This window comes from Nocardiopsis sp. YSL2 (genome assembly GCF_030555055.1).
Taxonomy (GTDB): domain Bacteria; phylum Actinomycetota; class Actinomycetes; order Streptosporangiales; family Streptosporangiaceae; genus Nocardiopsis.
Map to the genome: position 1 here is coordinate 5,004,700 of NZ_JAMOAO010000001.1, position 14,132 is coordinate 5,018,831.

Consider the following 14,132-nt stretch of genomic DNA (forward strand, 5'->3'; position numbering starts at 1 on the left):
GGCGGGTATCCCGGCAGCGGCGGACGCCCCGACCCGGGTGAGAAGGAGCGCAACTGGGGGGAAGAGACCTAGCGACCGACCGTGAGGCGTCCCGTCGCCGTGACTGGGCACCGTCTCACCACGCTCCGGGCGGTGTGTGGGCCGAGGGCCCGCGCGGTGCCCGCGACGTGCCACCGATCAGCCGAATCAAGCACCGCCCCGTGCGGTAGGAGGCCGAGCCGACCTATGTCGAGCGTTTACTGCACGCAGTGCGGTCACGCCGTTGCGGATGATGCCCGTTTCTGCTCCCACTGCGGGACTCCCGTCCGCAGGCCAGAACAGCAGAGCCCACAGCCCAGTGCGGGTGGGGACGCCGCAGGCGATGTCACGTCCACCATTTCCATCTCGGGCATCCAGGCCCTGGAGGAAGAGGACTCCGGCGACGAGCTCAGTGGTGATGATCCCGCCAACGCCGACGCCCTTCCCTCGGGCACAGCGCTCCTGGTGGTCCGGCGCGGCCCGAACGCCGGCAGCCGGTTCCTCCTGGACAGCGACGTCACCACCGCCGGGCGCCACCCCAACAGCGACATCTTCCTCGACGACGTCACCGTCTCCCGGCGCCACGTGGAGTTCTTCCGCCGCGGCAACGGCTTCGGTGTCCGGGACGTGGGCAGCCTCAACGGCACCTACGTCAACCGCGAGCCGGTCGACGAGGCCGAACTCGGCGGCGGGGACGAGATCCAGATCGGAAAGTTCCGTATGGTCCTGCTGACCAAGCCGCGCCGCTGAGGCGCTGCCGGGCACGGGCGGGAGGTCGGGCGGGAACCGCCTCCTCCCGCCGCAGGGGCCCCGCGGGCGGACGGGGAGGGGCTCCATGACGGGTCCGGGGAACTGGGGCCGTAGGCTCTCCGTTGAGGGTGGTAGCCCCGCTCCGGGCGAAGAGCCCCGCGGGGCGCTGGCGGGCGACGGGAGGGGCGGGAAGGTTTGCGGCCCCCCGCCTCCGGAGAGCTTTGTATCGAAGGGTGCCGATTTCGCCCTCGGGTCCTGATCCAACGGGGGAGCAGGGACGAGCGCCCATCCGGCATGACGACTCGTGGGACGGAGCCGCTGTGAAGCACATGGAGGTCGTCGGCGTCCGGGTTGAGATGCCCTCGAACCAGCCGATTGTCCTGCTCAAGGAATCCGATGGGGACCGCTACCTGCCGATCTGGATCGGCGGTGTGGAGGCGACCGCGATCGCCCTGGCGCAGCAGGGCGTCGCACCCGCCAGGCCCCTCACGCACGACCTGTTCCGGGATGTGCTCGACGCCCTCGACACCGGGCTCAAGACGGTGAACATCACCGGGCTCAGTGACGGCATCTTCTACGCGGAACTGGTCTTCAGCAACGGTGTGGAGGTCAGCGCTCGTCCCTCGGACTCCATCGCTCTGGCGCTGCGCACAGGCACGCCGATCTACGCGCACGAGGACGTGATCGAAGAGGCCGGCATGCCGATACCGGACGAGCAGGAAGACCAGGTGGAGGCGTTCCGGGAGTTCCTGGACAACATCTCGCCCGAGGACTTCGGCCGACGGACGGAGTAGCGTCGAAGGGACCCGCCGACGGTGGGTCCCTTCTGCGTGGTGCCAAGGGCACCACCGGGTATGACACGGCTGCGACCTGCGGCTTTGTCAAACGAGCCAGTGATAGATTGGGCGTGGGAAGTGACCGGAACGGTCAGGGCCGTATCCCGCCCGGGCGGGTGGGACTCTCCGGGTACCGCCGTGACGGTCCGTGCTTCGGGTACTTGGCGACGCGCCGGGGGCTGTCGTTGACCATGCCGGTCGGCCGTCCTACCGTCATTGCTGTGGGACCCATGGCGCACCCATTCCCCAAGTGGATATCCCCTGTCGACGCCGCCGTGGGACGAGAGGCCGGAGGTCGGCGTGGCGGTAGCGAGCGGCAAGCGGGAGCCACATGACAGGCGGTCCGCGCTGCGGCTAGCGGGGCAGCAGGGCCTGCTGTGCGAAGAGGACGTGGTGGCGCTGCCTATGGACGTCGGGTATCGGGGCCCAGCGGCGTGCACGGCCGCGGGGATCACCTATCGCCAACTCGACTACTGGGCCAGAACCGGCCTGGTGGAACCGAGCGTGCATTCCGGTGCCCAGAACGCCCCCCTGTACAGCCTCCCCGACATCCTCTTGCTCAAGGTGGCCAAACGGCTGCTGGACACGGGCATCTCGCTCCAGCAGATCCGCAACGCGGTCGACCACCTGCGCGGACGCCCCGCCCCCGATCTGGCCCGCATCACCCTGATGAGCGACGGCGTGAGCGTCTACGAGTGCACCACGCCCGACGAGGTCGTCGACCTGATGCAGCGCGGCCAGGGCATGTTCGGCCTGGCCCTGGCCAACGTCTGGCGTGAGCTGGAGGAGGCCCTGGGCGTGGTCCCGGCCGAGGAGCGGGCCGACCTTCCCGCGCCCCAGCCCGTGGACGAACTGGCGCGGCGCCGGCGGGAACGCCGCACCGGCTGACCCGGGGCGGCGCGGGCCGCGCGGCGGGCCGGTGGGGCGACCGACACACCTGCCCTGACTCGGCGTGGCGCCTGGTGATCGAGTACGGTCGTAGGCACGGCAGGGACGAATCCTGACATTCGCCTTGTCCGTGTGTACGTACAACTACGTCAACAGGCTGACAAGACCACGCGGGAGAGACCCCGGCAGGGGCGCCGACGGGGCAATACTCCCCAGTAACCTCTCAGGCACCAGGACCGCGTGGAAGAGGCCGCTCTGAAGCCCGGCACCGCCGTGCCCGGTGACAGAGGGGGAGACCGTGAGGAACACTGCCGAGCATCTCGGCCCTGTCACCAGGAGGTCTCCGTGCCCGATCAGTCATGGAACAGTCCAGGCGCTCCCGCCCGGGTCTTCGCCGACCGCCACATCGGTCCGACGCCCGCCGAGGTCCAGGAGATGCTCAAGACGGTCGGCTACGGCTCCACCGAGGAGCTCATGCGCGCGGCCGTGCCCGAGTCGATCCTCAGCGCTCCCGGGACCGGCGCCCCGCTCGACCTGCCCGAGGCGCTGGGCGAGGCCGAGGCCCTGGCCGAGCTGAAGGACATCGCCTCCCGCAACGCCGTGCGCACCTCGATGATCGGCCTGGGGTACTACGACACCCTCACCCCGCCGGTCATCCTGCGCAACATCCTGGAGAACCCCGCCTGGTACACGGCCTACACGCCCTACCAGCCCGAGATCTCCCAGGGCCGGCTGGAGGCCCTGCTGAACTTCCAGACGATGGTCTCGGACCTGACCGGCCTGCCCGTCTCCGGCGCCTCCCTGCTCGATGAGGCCACGGCCGCCGCAGAGGCCATGACGCTGGCCCGCCGCGCCTCCAAGGCCAAGGGCAACGTGTTCGTCGTGGACGCCGACGTCTTCCCGCAGACCCTGCAGGTGCTGCGCACCCGCGCCGAGCCCCTGGGGATCGAGGTCGTCGTCGCCGACCTCACCGACGGGCTGCCCGACGCCGAGGCCTTCGGCGTCCTGGTGCAGTACCCCGCCTCCAGCGGTGTGGTCCGCGACCCGAGCGGGATCGTCGCCGCCGCCCACGAGCGCGGCGCGATGGCGGTCGTGGCCGCCGACATCCTCGCCCTGACCCTGCTGCGCAGCCCCGGTGACCTGGGCGCCGACATCGCGGTGGGCTCCACCCAGCGCTTCGGCGTGCCGCTCGGGTTCGGCGGTCCGCACGCGGGCTACATGTCGGTCGGCGAGAAGCTGCGGCGCCAGCTGCCCGGCCGTCTGGTCGGCGTCTCGGTCGACAACGCCGGCCGCCCCGCCTACCGGCTCGCCCTGCAGACCCGTGAGCAGCACATCCGTCGCGAGAAGGCCACCAGCAACATCTGTACGGCCCAGGTGCTGCTGGCCATCATGGCCGGGATGTACGCGGTCTACCACGGTCCCGACGGCCTGCGCGCGATCGCCCGGCAGGTGCACGCCCGCACCGTGGCGCTGGCCGACGCCCTGACCGAACGCGGCTTCGAGGTCGTCCACTCCGCCTACTTCGACACCCTGCGCGTGCGCGTACCTAGCTCCGACCGCGTCGTGGAAGCGGCGCTGGAGGCCGGCTACAACCTGCTGGCCGTCGACGGGTCCACGGTCGGCGTGAGCGTGGACGAGACCACCTCGGCGGCGGACCTGGAGGAGGTGCTGGCCGCGTTCGGCGAGGCCGAGCGGGGCTCCTCGCGGATCCGCCTGAGCGTGGACGAGAACGCCGACCGCCTTCCCGCCGACCTGGCCCGGGGCGTGGACTACCTGGCGCACGAGGTGTTCAACACCCACCGCAGCGAGACCTCGCTGCTGCGCTACATGCGGCGCCTGTCCGACCGCGACCTGGCGCTGGACCGCACGATGATCCCGCTGGGCTCGTGCACGATGAAGCTCAACGCCACGGCCGAGATGGAGGCCATCACCTGGCCCGAGTTCGCGGGCCTGCACCCCTTCGCGCCGCTGGACCAGGCGGCCGGGAGCGTGCGGATCGTGCGCGACCTGGAGGCGTGGCTGGCGGAGGTCACCGGCTACGACGCGGTCTCGCTCCAGCCCAACGCGGGGTCGCAGGGCGAGCTCGCCGGGCTGCTGGCCATCCGCGGCTACCACCGCTCCCGCGGCGAGGCCCACCGCGACGTGTGCCTCATCCCCAGCTCCGCGCACGGCACCAACGCCGCCAGCGCGGTGATGGCCGGGATGCGCGTGGCGGTCGTGGCCTGTGACGACAACGGCAACGTGGACGTGGCCGACCTGCGGGCCAAGACGACCGAGCACGCCGACGACCTGGCGGCGATCATGGTCACCTACCCGTCCACACACGGCGTGTACGAGGACACCATCACCGAGGTGTGCCGACTCGTCCACGAGGCCGGCGGCCAGGTCTACGTCGACGGCGCCAACCTCAACGCCCTGCTGGGCTGGGCCAAGCCCGGCGAGTTCGGCGCGGACGTCAGCCACCTGAACCTGCACAAGACCTTCTGCATCCCGCACGGCGGCGGTGGTCCGGGTGTGGGCCCGGTCGCGGTCCGCTCCCACCTGGCCGGATTCCTGCCCAACCACCCGGGCCAGCCCGAGGCCGGGCCGCACACCGGCGTGGGACCCGTCTCGGCGGCGCCGTTCGGTTCGGCCGGCATCCTGCCCATCTCCTGGGCCTACGTGCGGATGATGGGCGGTGACGGTCTGCGTGCCGCCACCGAGACCGCGGTGCTGTCGGCGAACTACCTGGCCAAGCGGCTGGAGCCGTACTTCCCGGTGCTCTACACGGGCGCGGAGGGGCTGGTGGCGCACGAGTGCGTCATCGACATCCGCCCGCTGCAGAAGGCCACCGGTATCAGCAACGAGGACGTCGCCAAGCGGCTGATGGACTACGGCTTCCACGCGCCGACGATGTCGTTCCCGGTGGCGGGCACCCTCATGGTGGAGCCCACCGAGAGCGAGAACCTCGCCGAACTGGAGCGGTTCGTCCAGGCGCTGATCGCCATCCGCGGCGAGATCGACCGCGTGGAGTCGGGGGAGTGGGACGCCGACGACAACCCGCTGCGGGGTGCCCCGCACACCGCGGAGGCGCTGACCGCCGACGTCTGGGAGCACGGCTACACCCGGGCGGAGGCGGCCTATCCGCTGTCGTCGCTGCGCCAGGACAAGTACTGGCCGCCGGTCGGCCGGATCGACCAGGCCTACGGCGACCGCAACCTGGTGTGCTCCTGCCCGCCGCCGGAGGCCTTCGAGCTCTAGGTCGTGCGTGACGGGGGCGCCGACTCGGTCGGCGCCCCCTCTTGTCCGATTTGTGAATCTACATCGTCAAGGTCGCGCTTGTCTTCGTTCGAGGCGGAAGGGAGGGGCTTCGCCCGGACGAGAGGGGACCTCCCGGGCGGGCGCGGATCGACACCCGGAGGGCGGGCCGCCCTCCGGCGCGGGGCCGCGGGTTAGAGTGGCGGCGACGCCCTCCACGACCCCTGGAAAGCGGACCCATGACCACGACGTCCGGACGTGCCGCACGCTCTGGCCCCGCCGAAGCCCCCGAGGCGACCGATCCCGAGGACGCGCCGGAGCAGGAGGTGCCGTCCGGTCTCGACGCGGCGGCGCTGTGCGACCAGGCCCAGGACCTCGCAGAGAACGGCCACCTCAAACGCTCCGCCAAGCTCTACGAGCAGGCCGTGGCGGCCAACCCCCATCCCGCCGTGCAGGCCCGCGCGCTGCTCGGACTGGCGGTGGTCCAGGACCGGCGGGGCGACGCGCCGGCGTCCCGCGCCGCCGCACGCCGGGCCCTGGCCACCGGGGACTCCCGCTACGCCCCGCGCGCCGCCTACCACCTGGCCCTCTCCCTGGAGCAGGACGGGGAACCCGCCGAGGCCGCACGCGTGTGGGAACGCCTGCTGGACCTGGGTGGGCCGGGCTACGCCGCCATCGCCCGCTACGGTCTGGCCAGGGCCGCCGAGGCACGCGGCGACTCCGCCGGGGCCCAGGAGGACTGGGAGCGCGCGCTCACCCTGCCGTCCGGTCCGGAGCCGATCAGCCGCCTGCACGCCGAGACCGTCGTGGAGGCCTCGCGCGATCTCGCCGGGCGTCTGCTGGAGCGGGGGATGCCCGGTGCCGCGGCCGCCGCCGTCGAACGCGGGCTCGCGGTCGCCGACGACCCGGGCCTGCGCCTGCTGCGGGCCGCGGCCCACCTCGAGCACGCCATCGGCGATCTCGGTGCGGTCGTGGAGCCGTCCGGACACGACCGGGAGGGGCCCGCCGCGGAACCGGGGGTCTCCGGGGCCGCTGTGGAACTCCTGGCCGGGCTCCTGGCCCTGCGGGGCGAGCCCGAGGCCGCCGAACGCGCATGGCAGGCCGGCCTGGCGGACCGGGACCCGGAGACCGCGGACGCCGTGCGCCGGCGGCTGCGCCGCGCCATCGCGCCGCCTGCGGAGGAGGACGAAGGGTCCGAGGAGGCGGCCGAGCCGTGGTGGGACCGCTATCTGGAGGAGGCGGTCGCCACGTCGAGCGCGCCCGTCCTGGCGGGGGAGCTGTTCGCGGTCGTCACACAGATGCACGCGCTGCTGGCGGTGCCGGTGGCGGAGGGCGAGTCCCGTCCGGCCGTGCTGCGCGCGGCCATGGAAGAGGCCCTGCGCACGCCGAGCCAACTCGTGTGGGGCGCGGACGTGCACGCCGACTTCCGGCGGCGCCTGCGCGCGGCGATGGGCGGGGAGGACGTGCTGCCGGACGGCTGGCCCGAGCAGGGCTGAGCGGGCGGCCCCCTTGGGGCGGGCCGCTCAGCGGGGCGACGCCCGGGTCGGCACGGCCCGGGCGTCGCCCGTCGCCCGCCATCGCGTCGGCGGGTGCTTCGGGAGGGTGGGGACGCCACCGTCCCGCCGTCCGCCGCCGCCCTGAACGGCGCCGCCGGCGCGGGGCCCCGTTGTGCGGGGGCCTCCGGATCCGGCCCGTGGGGGGCGGTGTACACCGCTGGTGGGCCGAGGAGCCCTTCAGGCCGCCACGTGCGGCCGGTGCGGGGCGACAACCGCCCCGTCGGGGAGAAGCTCGCCGGTGTCGTCGAATAGGACGACGCCGTTGCAGAGCAGGCTCCATCCCTGTTCGGGGTGGCTGGAGACGACGCGCGCGGCTTCGCGGTCGGTGTCCTCGAAGGACGGACAGGGAGGTTCGTGGCTACACATGGGATGGCCTTTCTTCCGTGCTCGACACTGAGCTGAGGCCAAGAGTAGTGGCTCATTTCACATGCTGCTGCGGTTTGAGCCGGATCTGGTGGCCTCACCGTCGTCGTTCGCTCTCAACCAGTGAGATACGCCCTGGCCGGGGTTGGTTCGCTCCGGTTCCGAGCCGGTGGAAAAAGGACTCAGTACGCACCGCGTGTCCGGCGTGCCGCCGGTCGTCCGCGCATGCCCGCTCCGGCCAGGCCGCCGTGCTGGAAGGCGCGGACGAGCTCGCCGCCGAGGTTGACGCCGGCGCCCAGGGCCAGGGCCACCATGACCGCCTCCACGAGGCTGAGGAGCCCGTAGACGGCCGTTCCCTGAGTGATCTCGATCAGGCCCCGGTAGAGGATGCTGCCGGGCAGCAGAGGGGCGATGGACGGCACCAGGTAGGGCAGGACCGGTCGGCGCGTGTAGCGGGCGAGCCAGTGGCCGACCACGCCCACGGCGATCGCGCCGGCGACCGTGCCGACGACGGCGGGCACGTCGGTGGCGCTGCGCAACCAGGCGTAGATCAACCAGATCATCACGCCGAGGACGCCGATGGCGGGCAGCATCTTGGGCGGGACGGCCAGGGAGATCGCGAAGGCCATGGCGATGCCCGCGGCGCCCACGAGGACGAGCGGTTCCATGGAGGTGCCGGCCGAGGGCAGGCTCTCCAGGTCGATGGCCACGCCGATCTGCTGGGCGGTGTAGGCGACGGCGGCCACACCCGTGACGATGGCGCCCAGGATGAAGAACGTCTCCAGCAGGCGGGCGGCCGAGGAGACGTAGCTGCCGCTGATGCCGTCCTGGATGCTGGAGACCAGCGGGCGTCCGGGCAGCAGCGCCATGATGTTGCCGGTGATGATCGCTCCAGCCTGGAGGCCGAGTGCGAGCTCGGAGCTCACCCACAGCAGCCCGACACCGATGGTGGCGGCCACGGCGGCCGCGGCGACCATCTGGTAGAACTCGGCGACTCCGCGCCGGGCGAGGAACACCGAGGTGCGGTCGCCGAGGACCGTGGCCAGGAACGCGGCCGCGGCCACGATCAGGCCGCCGCCCATCATGACACTGGCACTGGAGGCGATCAGGCCGAAGCCGATGGCGATCATCCAGTTGGGGTAGGGCATGCGGGCGCGCCGGATCTGGGTGAGCCGCGCGGCGGCGTCCTCCAGCTCCAGCAGGCCCAGCGCCGACTGCTGCACGAGGGTGTGCAGTTCGTTGACGCGGAAGTAGTCCAGCGTGCGCCGCCGCACCACGCGTTCACCGGTCACCGGCGGGTGGTCACCGCCGGGGTGGGTGGACAGGGTGATGGTGGTGAAGGTGACCGAGACCTCCGAGCGCGGCAGTTCGAAGGCGACGGAGAGGCTGAGCATCGCCTCGCTCACGGCTTCGGTGCCCTCGCCGCTGGCGAGCATCAGCTCGCCGACGCGCAGGACCAGGTCCATGGCCCGGCCGTCGGGGAGGGCGACGTCCTCCTCCTCGTCGAAGCCGTCGGGCGTCAGCTCGCGTTCGTGCGCCGCGCGCCAGTCCCGCATGCGGCTGAGCATGCGGTCCTCGCTCGGCGGAACCGGCCGCCCCCGCTTGTCCGGCATCGCTGAACTCCGTTCCCTCCCCGCCTGCGCCCCGCGTCGGCCAGTGCGAATGTTCAAGACCCCAGAGGGGACGCGGTGAGCGGGGCCGGGGTTCGCCTGCTGCTGTACCGGGCACCGGTGAACTCGGTCACCGGATCATCCTGTCAAGGCGCGGCGGTGTCCGACAACGACGCGCCGGGGGTGTCCCGGCGGGTGCGCCGCCGGCCCGCGGGCGCGGTGTCACGGGTGGGTCCGGGGGGCCTGCGGGTCCGCGCCGGGGCGGACGAGGCCGGTCTCGTAGGCGTGGACGACCGCTTGGACGCGGTCGCGCAGCCCGAGTTTGGCGAGGATGCGGCCCAGGTGGGACTTGACGGTGGTCTCGCCCAGGACGAGGTGCTCGGCGATCTCGGTGTTGGACCAGCCGCGTGCGATCAGCCGCAGGACCTCGCGTTCGCGGTCGGTGAGGGGGTCGGGCAGCGCGGGGGCGGCAGGGGTCTGCGCGGGCAGCAGGGGGGCGTACCGGTCCAGGAGGCGCCGTAGGACGTTGGGGGCGATGACGGCGGCGCCGTCGGCGACGACCTCCACGGCGGCGATCAGCTCGGTGGGCGGGGCGTCCTTGAGCAGGAACCCGGTCGCTCCGGCGCGCAGGACCTCGACGACGTACTCGTCGAGGTCGAAGGTGGTCAGGGCCAGGACGTGGACTCGGTGGCCGCCGTCGCGCGCCCAGGAGGTGATGCGGCGTGTGGCCTCCACGCCGTCGGTTCCGTTCATGCGCAGGTCCATGAGCACGACGTCGGGCAGCAGGCTCCGCACCGCGTGGACCGCCTGCTCGCCGTCGGAGGCCTCGCCCACGACGGACAGGTGGGGGGCCGATTCGAGGATCAGCCGGAATCCGGCGCGGACGAGCGGTTGGTCGTCGACGAGCAGCACTGAGACGGGCACAGGGGCGATTGTGCCCTATCTGCGGGCGACGGGTGGGGTCAGGCGGTCGGTGCCGTGGGGAGTGGCGGGGGCGTGCCGCCGAACTCCGGGCAGATCGCCTGGTGGTCGCACCAGCCGCAGAGCTTGCTGCGGCGGGGCGCCCACTCGCCGGTGCGGCCCGCGGCCTCGATGCGCGCCCAGATGTCGGTGATCTCGGTCTCGACGGCGCGCAGTTCGTCCTCGGTGGGGTCGTACCAGCGCACGGCACCCTCGCCGCCGAGGTAGACGAGTTGGAGGCGGGTGGGGACGACACCGAGGTCGCGCCAGATCATGACGGCGTAGAAGTAGACCTGGAACTTGGCCTTGTCCTCGAAGCGGGGGTGCGGGGACTTGCCGGTCTTGTAGTCCACGACCCGGATCTGGCCGGAGGGCGCGACGTCGAGGCGGTCGACGTAGCCGCGCAGGTTCAGTCCGGTGGGCAGGGCGACCTTGAGCGCCATCTCGCGTTCGCGGGGCTCCAGGGCGGTGGGGTTCTCCAGGTCGAAGTAGCGGCGCACGAGGTCGCGGGCGGACTCCAGCCAGGTGTCGCGTTCGGCGTCGTCGGCGAACATCTCCTCCAGTTCGGGCCGCTTGGCGCGGAGCCGGTCCCACTGCGGGGTGACGAGCGCGACGGCGGTGCGGGCGGTGCGCGTCTCGGCGGGGAGTTCGTAGAGGCGTTCCAGGCAGGCGTGGACGAGCGTGCCGCGGGTGGCGGCCGCGCTGGGCGCTTCCGGGATGCGGTCGATGGTGCGGAAGCGGAACAGCAGTGGGCACTGCAGGAAGTCGGCGGCGCGGGAGGGCGACAGCGCGGTCGGCAGGGGCACGGAGCTCATGGTCCGAGCCTACGAGAGGGCCGTGACATCCGGGGACGCCGTCAGGCGGGCGGGGCCCGGGGCGGGCCCCATAGGCTGAGGGCGTGACGAACGGAAGTGACCCCGCCTCGCCCCGCCCCGCCGGACGCTCGAAGAAGCCCGGGTTACTGCTGGGGCGGCCCTTCGGTGTTCCGGTCTACGTCACGTCGTCGTGGTGGATCGTGGCCGTCCTGATCACGCTGGTCTACGGCGGCGTCGTGCAGACGCGGCTGGCGCTGGGGCCGTCGGCCTACCTGTTGGCGTTCGTCTTCGCGGTCCTGTTGTACGCGTCGGTGCTGGTCCATGAGTTGGCGCACTCGGTGGTGGCGCGGATGTACGGGCTACCCGTACGGCGCATCGTCCTGTACGTGCTGGGCGGGGTCTCGGAGATCGAGCGGGAGGCGCCCACGCCGGGCCGGGAGTTCTGGATCGCGTTCTCCGGGCCGGCGCTGTCGCTGCTGCTGGCCGTGGGCGGGTTCGGCCTGGCGTCGCTGGCCCCGCCGTTCAGTGTCACGGGTGAGCTCCTGTTCCAGCTGTGGGTGGCCAATCTGCTGGTGGGTGTGTTCAACCTGCTGCCGGGGCTGCCGTTGGACGGTGGGCGGCTGCTGCGGGCGGCTGTGTGGAAGGTGACCGGGCGCGCCTACACCGGGAGCGTGGTGGCGGCCTGGGGCGGTCGGGTGCTGGCGCTGGTGGTCGTGTCACTGCCGTGGCTGTTCGCCGCGTCGGCGGGCAGTACGCCGGGGCCGTGGGCGATCGTGTGGGGTGTGGTGCTGGGCGGGTTCATGTGGATGGGGGCGTCCGAGGCGCTCAAGAGCGCCCGGCTGCGTGCGCGGGTTCCCGGGCTCAGGGCCAGGGATCTGGTGCGGCGGTCGGTCTCGGTGGTCTCCGACACCCCGTTGGCGGAGGCCGAGCGGCGGGCGGAGGCGGCCGGCGCCGAGGCGGTGGTGGTGACGGACTCCGCGGGGACGCCGGTGTCGATCGTGCATCCGTCGGCGGCCCGGGCCATCACGGAGGCGCGCCGGTCCTGGGTGCCGGTGTCGAGTGTGGCGCGCGCGGTGACGCGCGAATCGGTGGTGCCGGTGGCTTTGGAGGGCGAGGCGTTGATGGAGGCGCTCTCGCGTCGTCCGCTGCCGGAGTACCTCGTGGTGGAGGAGGACGGCGGTGTCGTCGGTGTGTTGCGGGCGATGGACGTCAACGCCGCGATGAACGGGGCCTGAGCGCGGGCCCCGGGCGGGGCCCGGCGGGGTCAGCGGCGGGCGCCCTGGGGCCACAGGACGCGGACCGGGCGTGAGAGCGAGCGCGCGTAGGCCACGACGTCGGCGGTGCCGCCGGGGCCGCGGGCGGGCTCGCCGTCCCAGACGGCGACGAGGAGGTCGCAGTGGTCGACCAGGTGGCGTCCGGCGGCCATGTGCGCGTCGGAGGTGGAGACCTGGTGGGGTAACCGGTGGACCCGGACGGCGCGCGCGAGGAGCCGGTCGTAGGCGGGGTGGTGTTCCTTCGGGAGGGCCTCCCGGTAGCCGGCGGCGGGGACGATGGCCTCCAGTGGGGCGCCGGCGGCCAGGACGGCCTCGGCGAAGACGGTGTCGGCGCCGTCGGCCAGGCAGGACAGTCCCACCAGGTCACAGCCGTAGGGCGCCAGGTGTGCGGTGATCATGTCCGCGATGGCGGTGTCGAGGCCCGGCGTCAGGCCGCGGTGCCCGGTGATGCCGATACGGATCACGAAACCTCCCTGGTGTTCTGCTCGACGCGTTTCTACCCACAGGCGGAGAATCCGGTCATGAGCGAGGTCAGGCGTTCGTCGAGTTCTCGGACGCAGGCGGCGTAGGGGCCGGTGTAGCGGCGCCGGAAACCGCGCACGCGGCCCATGACGCGTTCGGATCCGAACTCCACACCGGTGGTGAGTGCTTCCTGGGCCAGTCGGAACGCTTCGTCGACGTCGCCGGCGTCGGCGTGGGCCGAGGCCAGTTCGATCTGGAGCACGGCGGCCTGCTTGGCGCCGGCGGTGGAGGGGGCGAAGGCCTCGGCGAAGGCCTGGCGGGCGTCGTGCGGGCGCCGTAGCCGTACGTCGACGAGCGCGCGGTAGCCGGCGACCTTGGGCTCGTCGAAGGCGAACACCCACGGCCAGGGCGGGTCGCAGTTGCCGGGCCTGGTGACCTCGCGCTCGGCTCGGCGCAGGGCCTGCGCGGCGGCGGAGCGGTCGCCGATCCCGGCGTGGGCCAGGGCGCCCACGCAGGCCAGCCAGGCGTTGGCGGTGGGGTGGGCGGTGCCGCCCAGGACGTGTTCGGCCTCCCGGACGAGCCCGAGGCCGAGTTCGGGGTCCTCCGCGGTGTCGATCTCGAAGGCGGCCAGGGAACCGAGCATGTAGACGTCGAGCAGGCGGATGCCGGTCTGGCGGGCGCGGACGACGGCGGTGCGGTAGTGCATGCGGGCCGAGCCCACGTCGCCCTGGTCGGCGTGCAGCCAGGCGGCGAAGCCGGAGGCCTCGCTGGCGGCGGCGCTGACGGGTGCGAGGAAGGGCGTCCCGCGCGCGTTCGCGAGCATCTGCTCGGTCAGATGCACGTGCGCCACCGCGCTGGGCAGCAGGTGGCGGGCGGAGGAGGTGGCGTCCATGCGGCGCTGGCCGCCGGTGATGGAGCGCAGTGCGGGCGCGGTGGTCTCGTTGACCGCGTGGCGGGAGTGGGCGGGGGCGACGCGCGGGGTGGTGGCCGTCATGAGCGCTCCCGCGGCGACGACCCGTCCGAAGTCGCGGCGTCTCGTGGGGTCCACCTCCTTGGGGGCGGCGCCGTCCGGCGGGGTCTGGCCGCCGAACCGGAGCAGGTGCAGGGGGATGCCGAGCCTCTGGGCGAGGTCGTGCACCTGGCTCACCGTGAGGGACTGCTGGCCGTTGACCACCCGGGAGACCCAGCTCTGGGAGTAGTCGACCGCGCGGGCGAGTTCGCCCTGGGACCATCCGCGTGCGCTGCGCACGCCTTCGATGACCGTCGCCATGTCACAGGTGGCCAGGGCGGCCGCGATGCGGGGTCGCGACCACAGGTCGGGTGGAGGAACGCCGTCTCGTTGGGGCATGAGCTTAGATTAGGG

At 72.6% G+C, this 14,132-nt stretch carries 12 protein-coding genes and 1 riboswitch; of the genes, 6 read left to right on the top strand and 6 right to left on the bottom strand.

The window, feature by feature from the left end; translation table 11 throughout:
- The first annotated feature begins 225 nt into the window (after nucleotides 1-225).
- The 5 genes from M1P99_RS22085 to M1P99_RS22105 all read left to right on the top strand — a co-directional run bounded on the left by M1P99_RS22085 (nucleotide 226) and on the right by M1P99_RS22105 (nucleotide 7,225).
- The gene (locus M1P99_RS22085) at nucleotides 226-768 is read left to right on the top strand and encodes an FHA domain-containing protein (protein WP_304454489.1); all 543 of its coding nucleotides are present in this window, start codon (nucleotides 226-228) and stop codon (nucleotides 766-768) included.
- Nucleotides 769-1,088: 320 nt separating this feature from the next.
- On the top strand, nucleotides 1,089-1,562 hold the full coding sequence (locus M1P99_RS22090) for a bifunctional nuclease family protein (protein WP_179820974.1): 474 nt from the start codon (nucleotides 1,089-1,091) through the stop codon (nucleotides 1,560-1,562).
- Nucleotides 1,563-2,009: 447 nt separating this feature from the next.
- Nucleotides 2,010-2,492 (top strand): MerR family transcriptional regulator, encoded by a 483-nt coding sequence (locus tag M1P99_RS22095; protein WP_304455799.1) that lies wholly within the window; start codon nucleotides 2,010-2,012, stop codon nucleotides 2,490-2,492.
- Between the two features lie 161 nt (nucleotides 2,493-2,653).
- Nucleotides 2,654-2,741: riboswitch (glycine riboswitch) on the top strand.
- A 96-nt stretch (nucleotides 2,742-2,837) separates the two neighbouring features.
- On the top strand, nucleotides 2,838-5,732 hold the full coding sequence (gene gcvP, locus M1P99_RS22100; protein WP_304454490.1) for an aminomethyl-transferring glycine dehydrogenase: 2,895 nt from the start codon (nucleotides 2,838-2,840) through the stop codon (nucleotides 5,730-5,732).
- 236 nt (nucleotides 5,733-5,968) lie between these two features.
- Complete coding sequence (locus M1P99_RS22105) at nucleotides 5,969-7,225, top strand: tetratricopeptide repeat protein (RefSeq protein ID WP_304454491.1); 1,257 nt, start codon at nucleotides 5,969-5,971, stop codon at nucleotides 7,223-7,225.
- A 237-nt stretch (nucleotides 7,226-7,462) separates the two neighbouring features.
- Here M1P99_RS22105 and M1P99_RS22110 read toward each other — a convergent pair whose 3' ends face one another.
- The 4 genes from M1P99_RS22110 to M1P99_RS22125 all read right to left on the bottom strand — a co-directional run bounded on the left by M1P99_RS22110 (nucleotide 7,463) and on the right by M1P99_RS22125 (nucleotide 11,033).
- A complete protein-coding gene (locus M1P99_RS22110; RefSeq protein WP_053617630.1) occupies nucleotides 7,463-7,651 on the bottom strand; it encodes a DUF5999 family protein in 189 nt (62 codons plus the stop codon).
- 179 nt (nucleotides 7,652-7,830) lie between these two features.
- On the bottom strand, nucleotides 7,831-9,261 hold the full coding sequence (locus M1P99_RS22115; protein ID WP_304454492.1) for a threonine/serine exporter ThrE family protein: 1,431 nt from the start codon (nucleotides 9,259-9,261) through the stop codon (nucleotides 7,831-7,833).
- 219 nt (nucleotides 9,262-9,480) lie between these two features.
- On the bottom strand, nucleotides 9,481-10,182 hold the full coding sequence (locus M1P99_RS22120) for a response regulator transcription factor (protein ID WP_304454493.1): 702 nt from the start codon (nucleotides 10,180-10,182) through the stop codon (nucleotides 9,481-9,483).
- Nucleotides 10,183-10,220: 38 nt separating this feature from the next.
- Entirely contained in the window at nucleotides 10,221-11,033 is an 813-nt protein-coding gene (locus tag M1P99_RS22125; RefSeq protein WP_304454494.1) for a PD-(D/E)XK nuclease family protein, read from the bottom strand.
- An 83-nt stretch (nucleotides 11,034-11,116) separates the two neighbouring features.
- Here M1P99_RS22125 and M1P99_RS22130 point away from each other — a divergent pair, with 83 nt between their 5' ends.
- On the top strand, nucleotides 11,117-12,268 hold the full coding sequence (locus M1P99_RS22130) for a site-2 protease family protein (RefSeq protein WP_304454495.1): 1,152 nt from the start codon (nucleotides 11,117-11,119) through the stop codon (nucleotides 12,266-12,268).
- Nucleotides 12,269-12,297: 29 nt separating this feature from the next.
- On the opposite strand, the gene M1P99_RS22135 is transcribed toward M1P99_RS22130, so the two are convergent.
- Both M1P99_RS22135 and M1P99_RS22140 read right to left on the bottom strand, forming a co-directional pair.
- A complete protein-coding gene (locus tag M1P99_RS22135; protein WP_304454496.1) occupies nucleotides 12,298-12,771 on the bottom strand; it encodes a hypothetical protein in 474 nt (157 codons plus the stop codon).
- 32 nt (nucleotides 12,772-12,803) lie between these two features.
- Nucleotides 12,804-14,117 (bottom strand): helix-turn-helix transcriptional regulator, encoded by a 1,314-nt coding sequence (locus tag M1P99_RS22140; RefSeq protein WP_304454497.1) that lies wholly within the window; start codon nucleotides 14,115-14,117, stop codon nucleotides 12,804-12,806.
- Nucleotides 14,118-14,132: the final 15 nt, after the last annotated feature.

Coding starts and splice junctions, on each gene's coding strand:
- M1P99_RS22085 (WP_304454489.1), top strand. CDS start 226: ATGTCGAGCGTTTACTGCACGCAGTGCGGTCACGCCGTTGCGGATGAT.
- M1P99_RS22095 (WP_304455799.1), top strand. CDS start 2,010: ATGGACGTCGGGTATCGGGGCCCAGCGGCGTGCACGGCCGCGGGGATC.
- M1P99_RS22105 (WP_304454491.1), top strand. CDS start 5,969: ATGACCACGACGTCCGGACGTGCCGCACGCTCTGGCCCCGCCGAAGCC.
- M1P99_RS22110 (WP_053617630.1), bottom strand. CDS start 7,651: ATGTGTAGCCACGAACCTCCCTGTCCGTCCTTCGAGGACACCGACCGC.
- M1P99_RS22115 (WP_304454492.1), bottom strand. CDS start 9,261: ATGCCGGACAAGCGGGGGCGGCCGGTTCCGCCGAGCGAGGACCGCATG.
- M1P99_RS22125 (WP_304454494.1), bottom strand. CDS start 11,033: ATGAGCTCCGTGCCCCTGCCGACCGCGCTGTCGCCCTCCCGCGCCGCC.
- M1P99_RS22140 (WP_304454497.1), bottom strand. CDS start 14,117: ATGCCCCAACGAGACGGCGTTCCTCCACCCGACCTGTGGTCGCGACCC.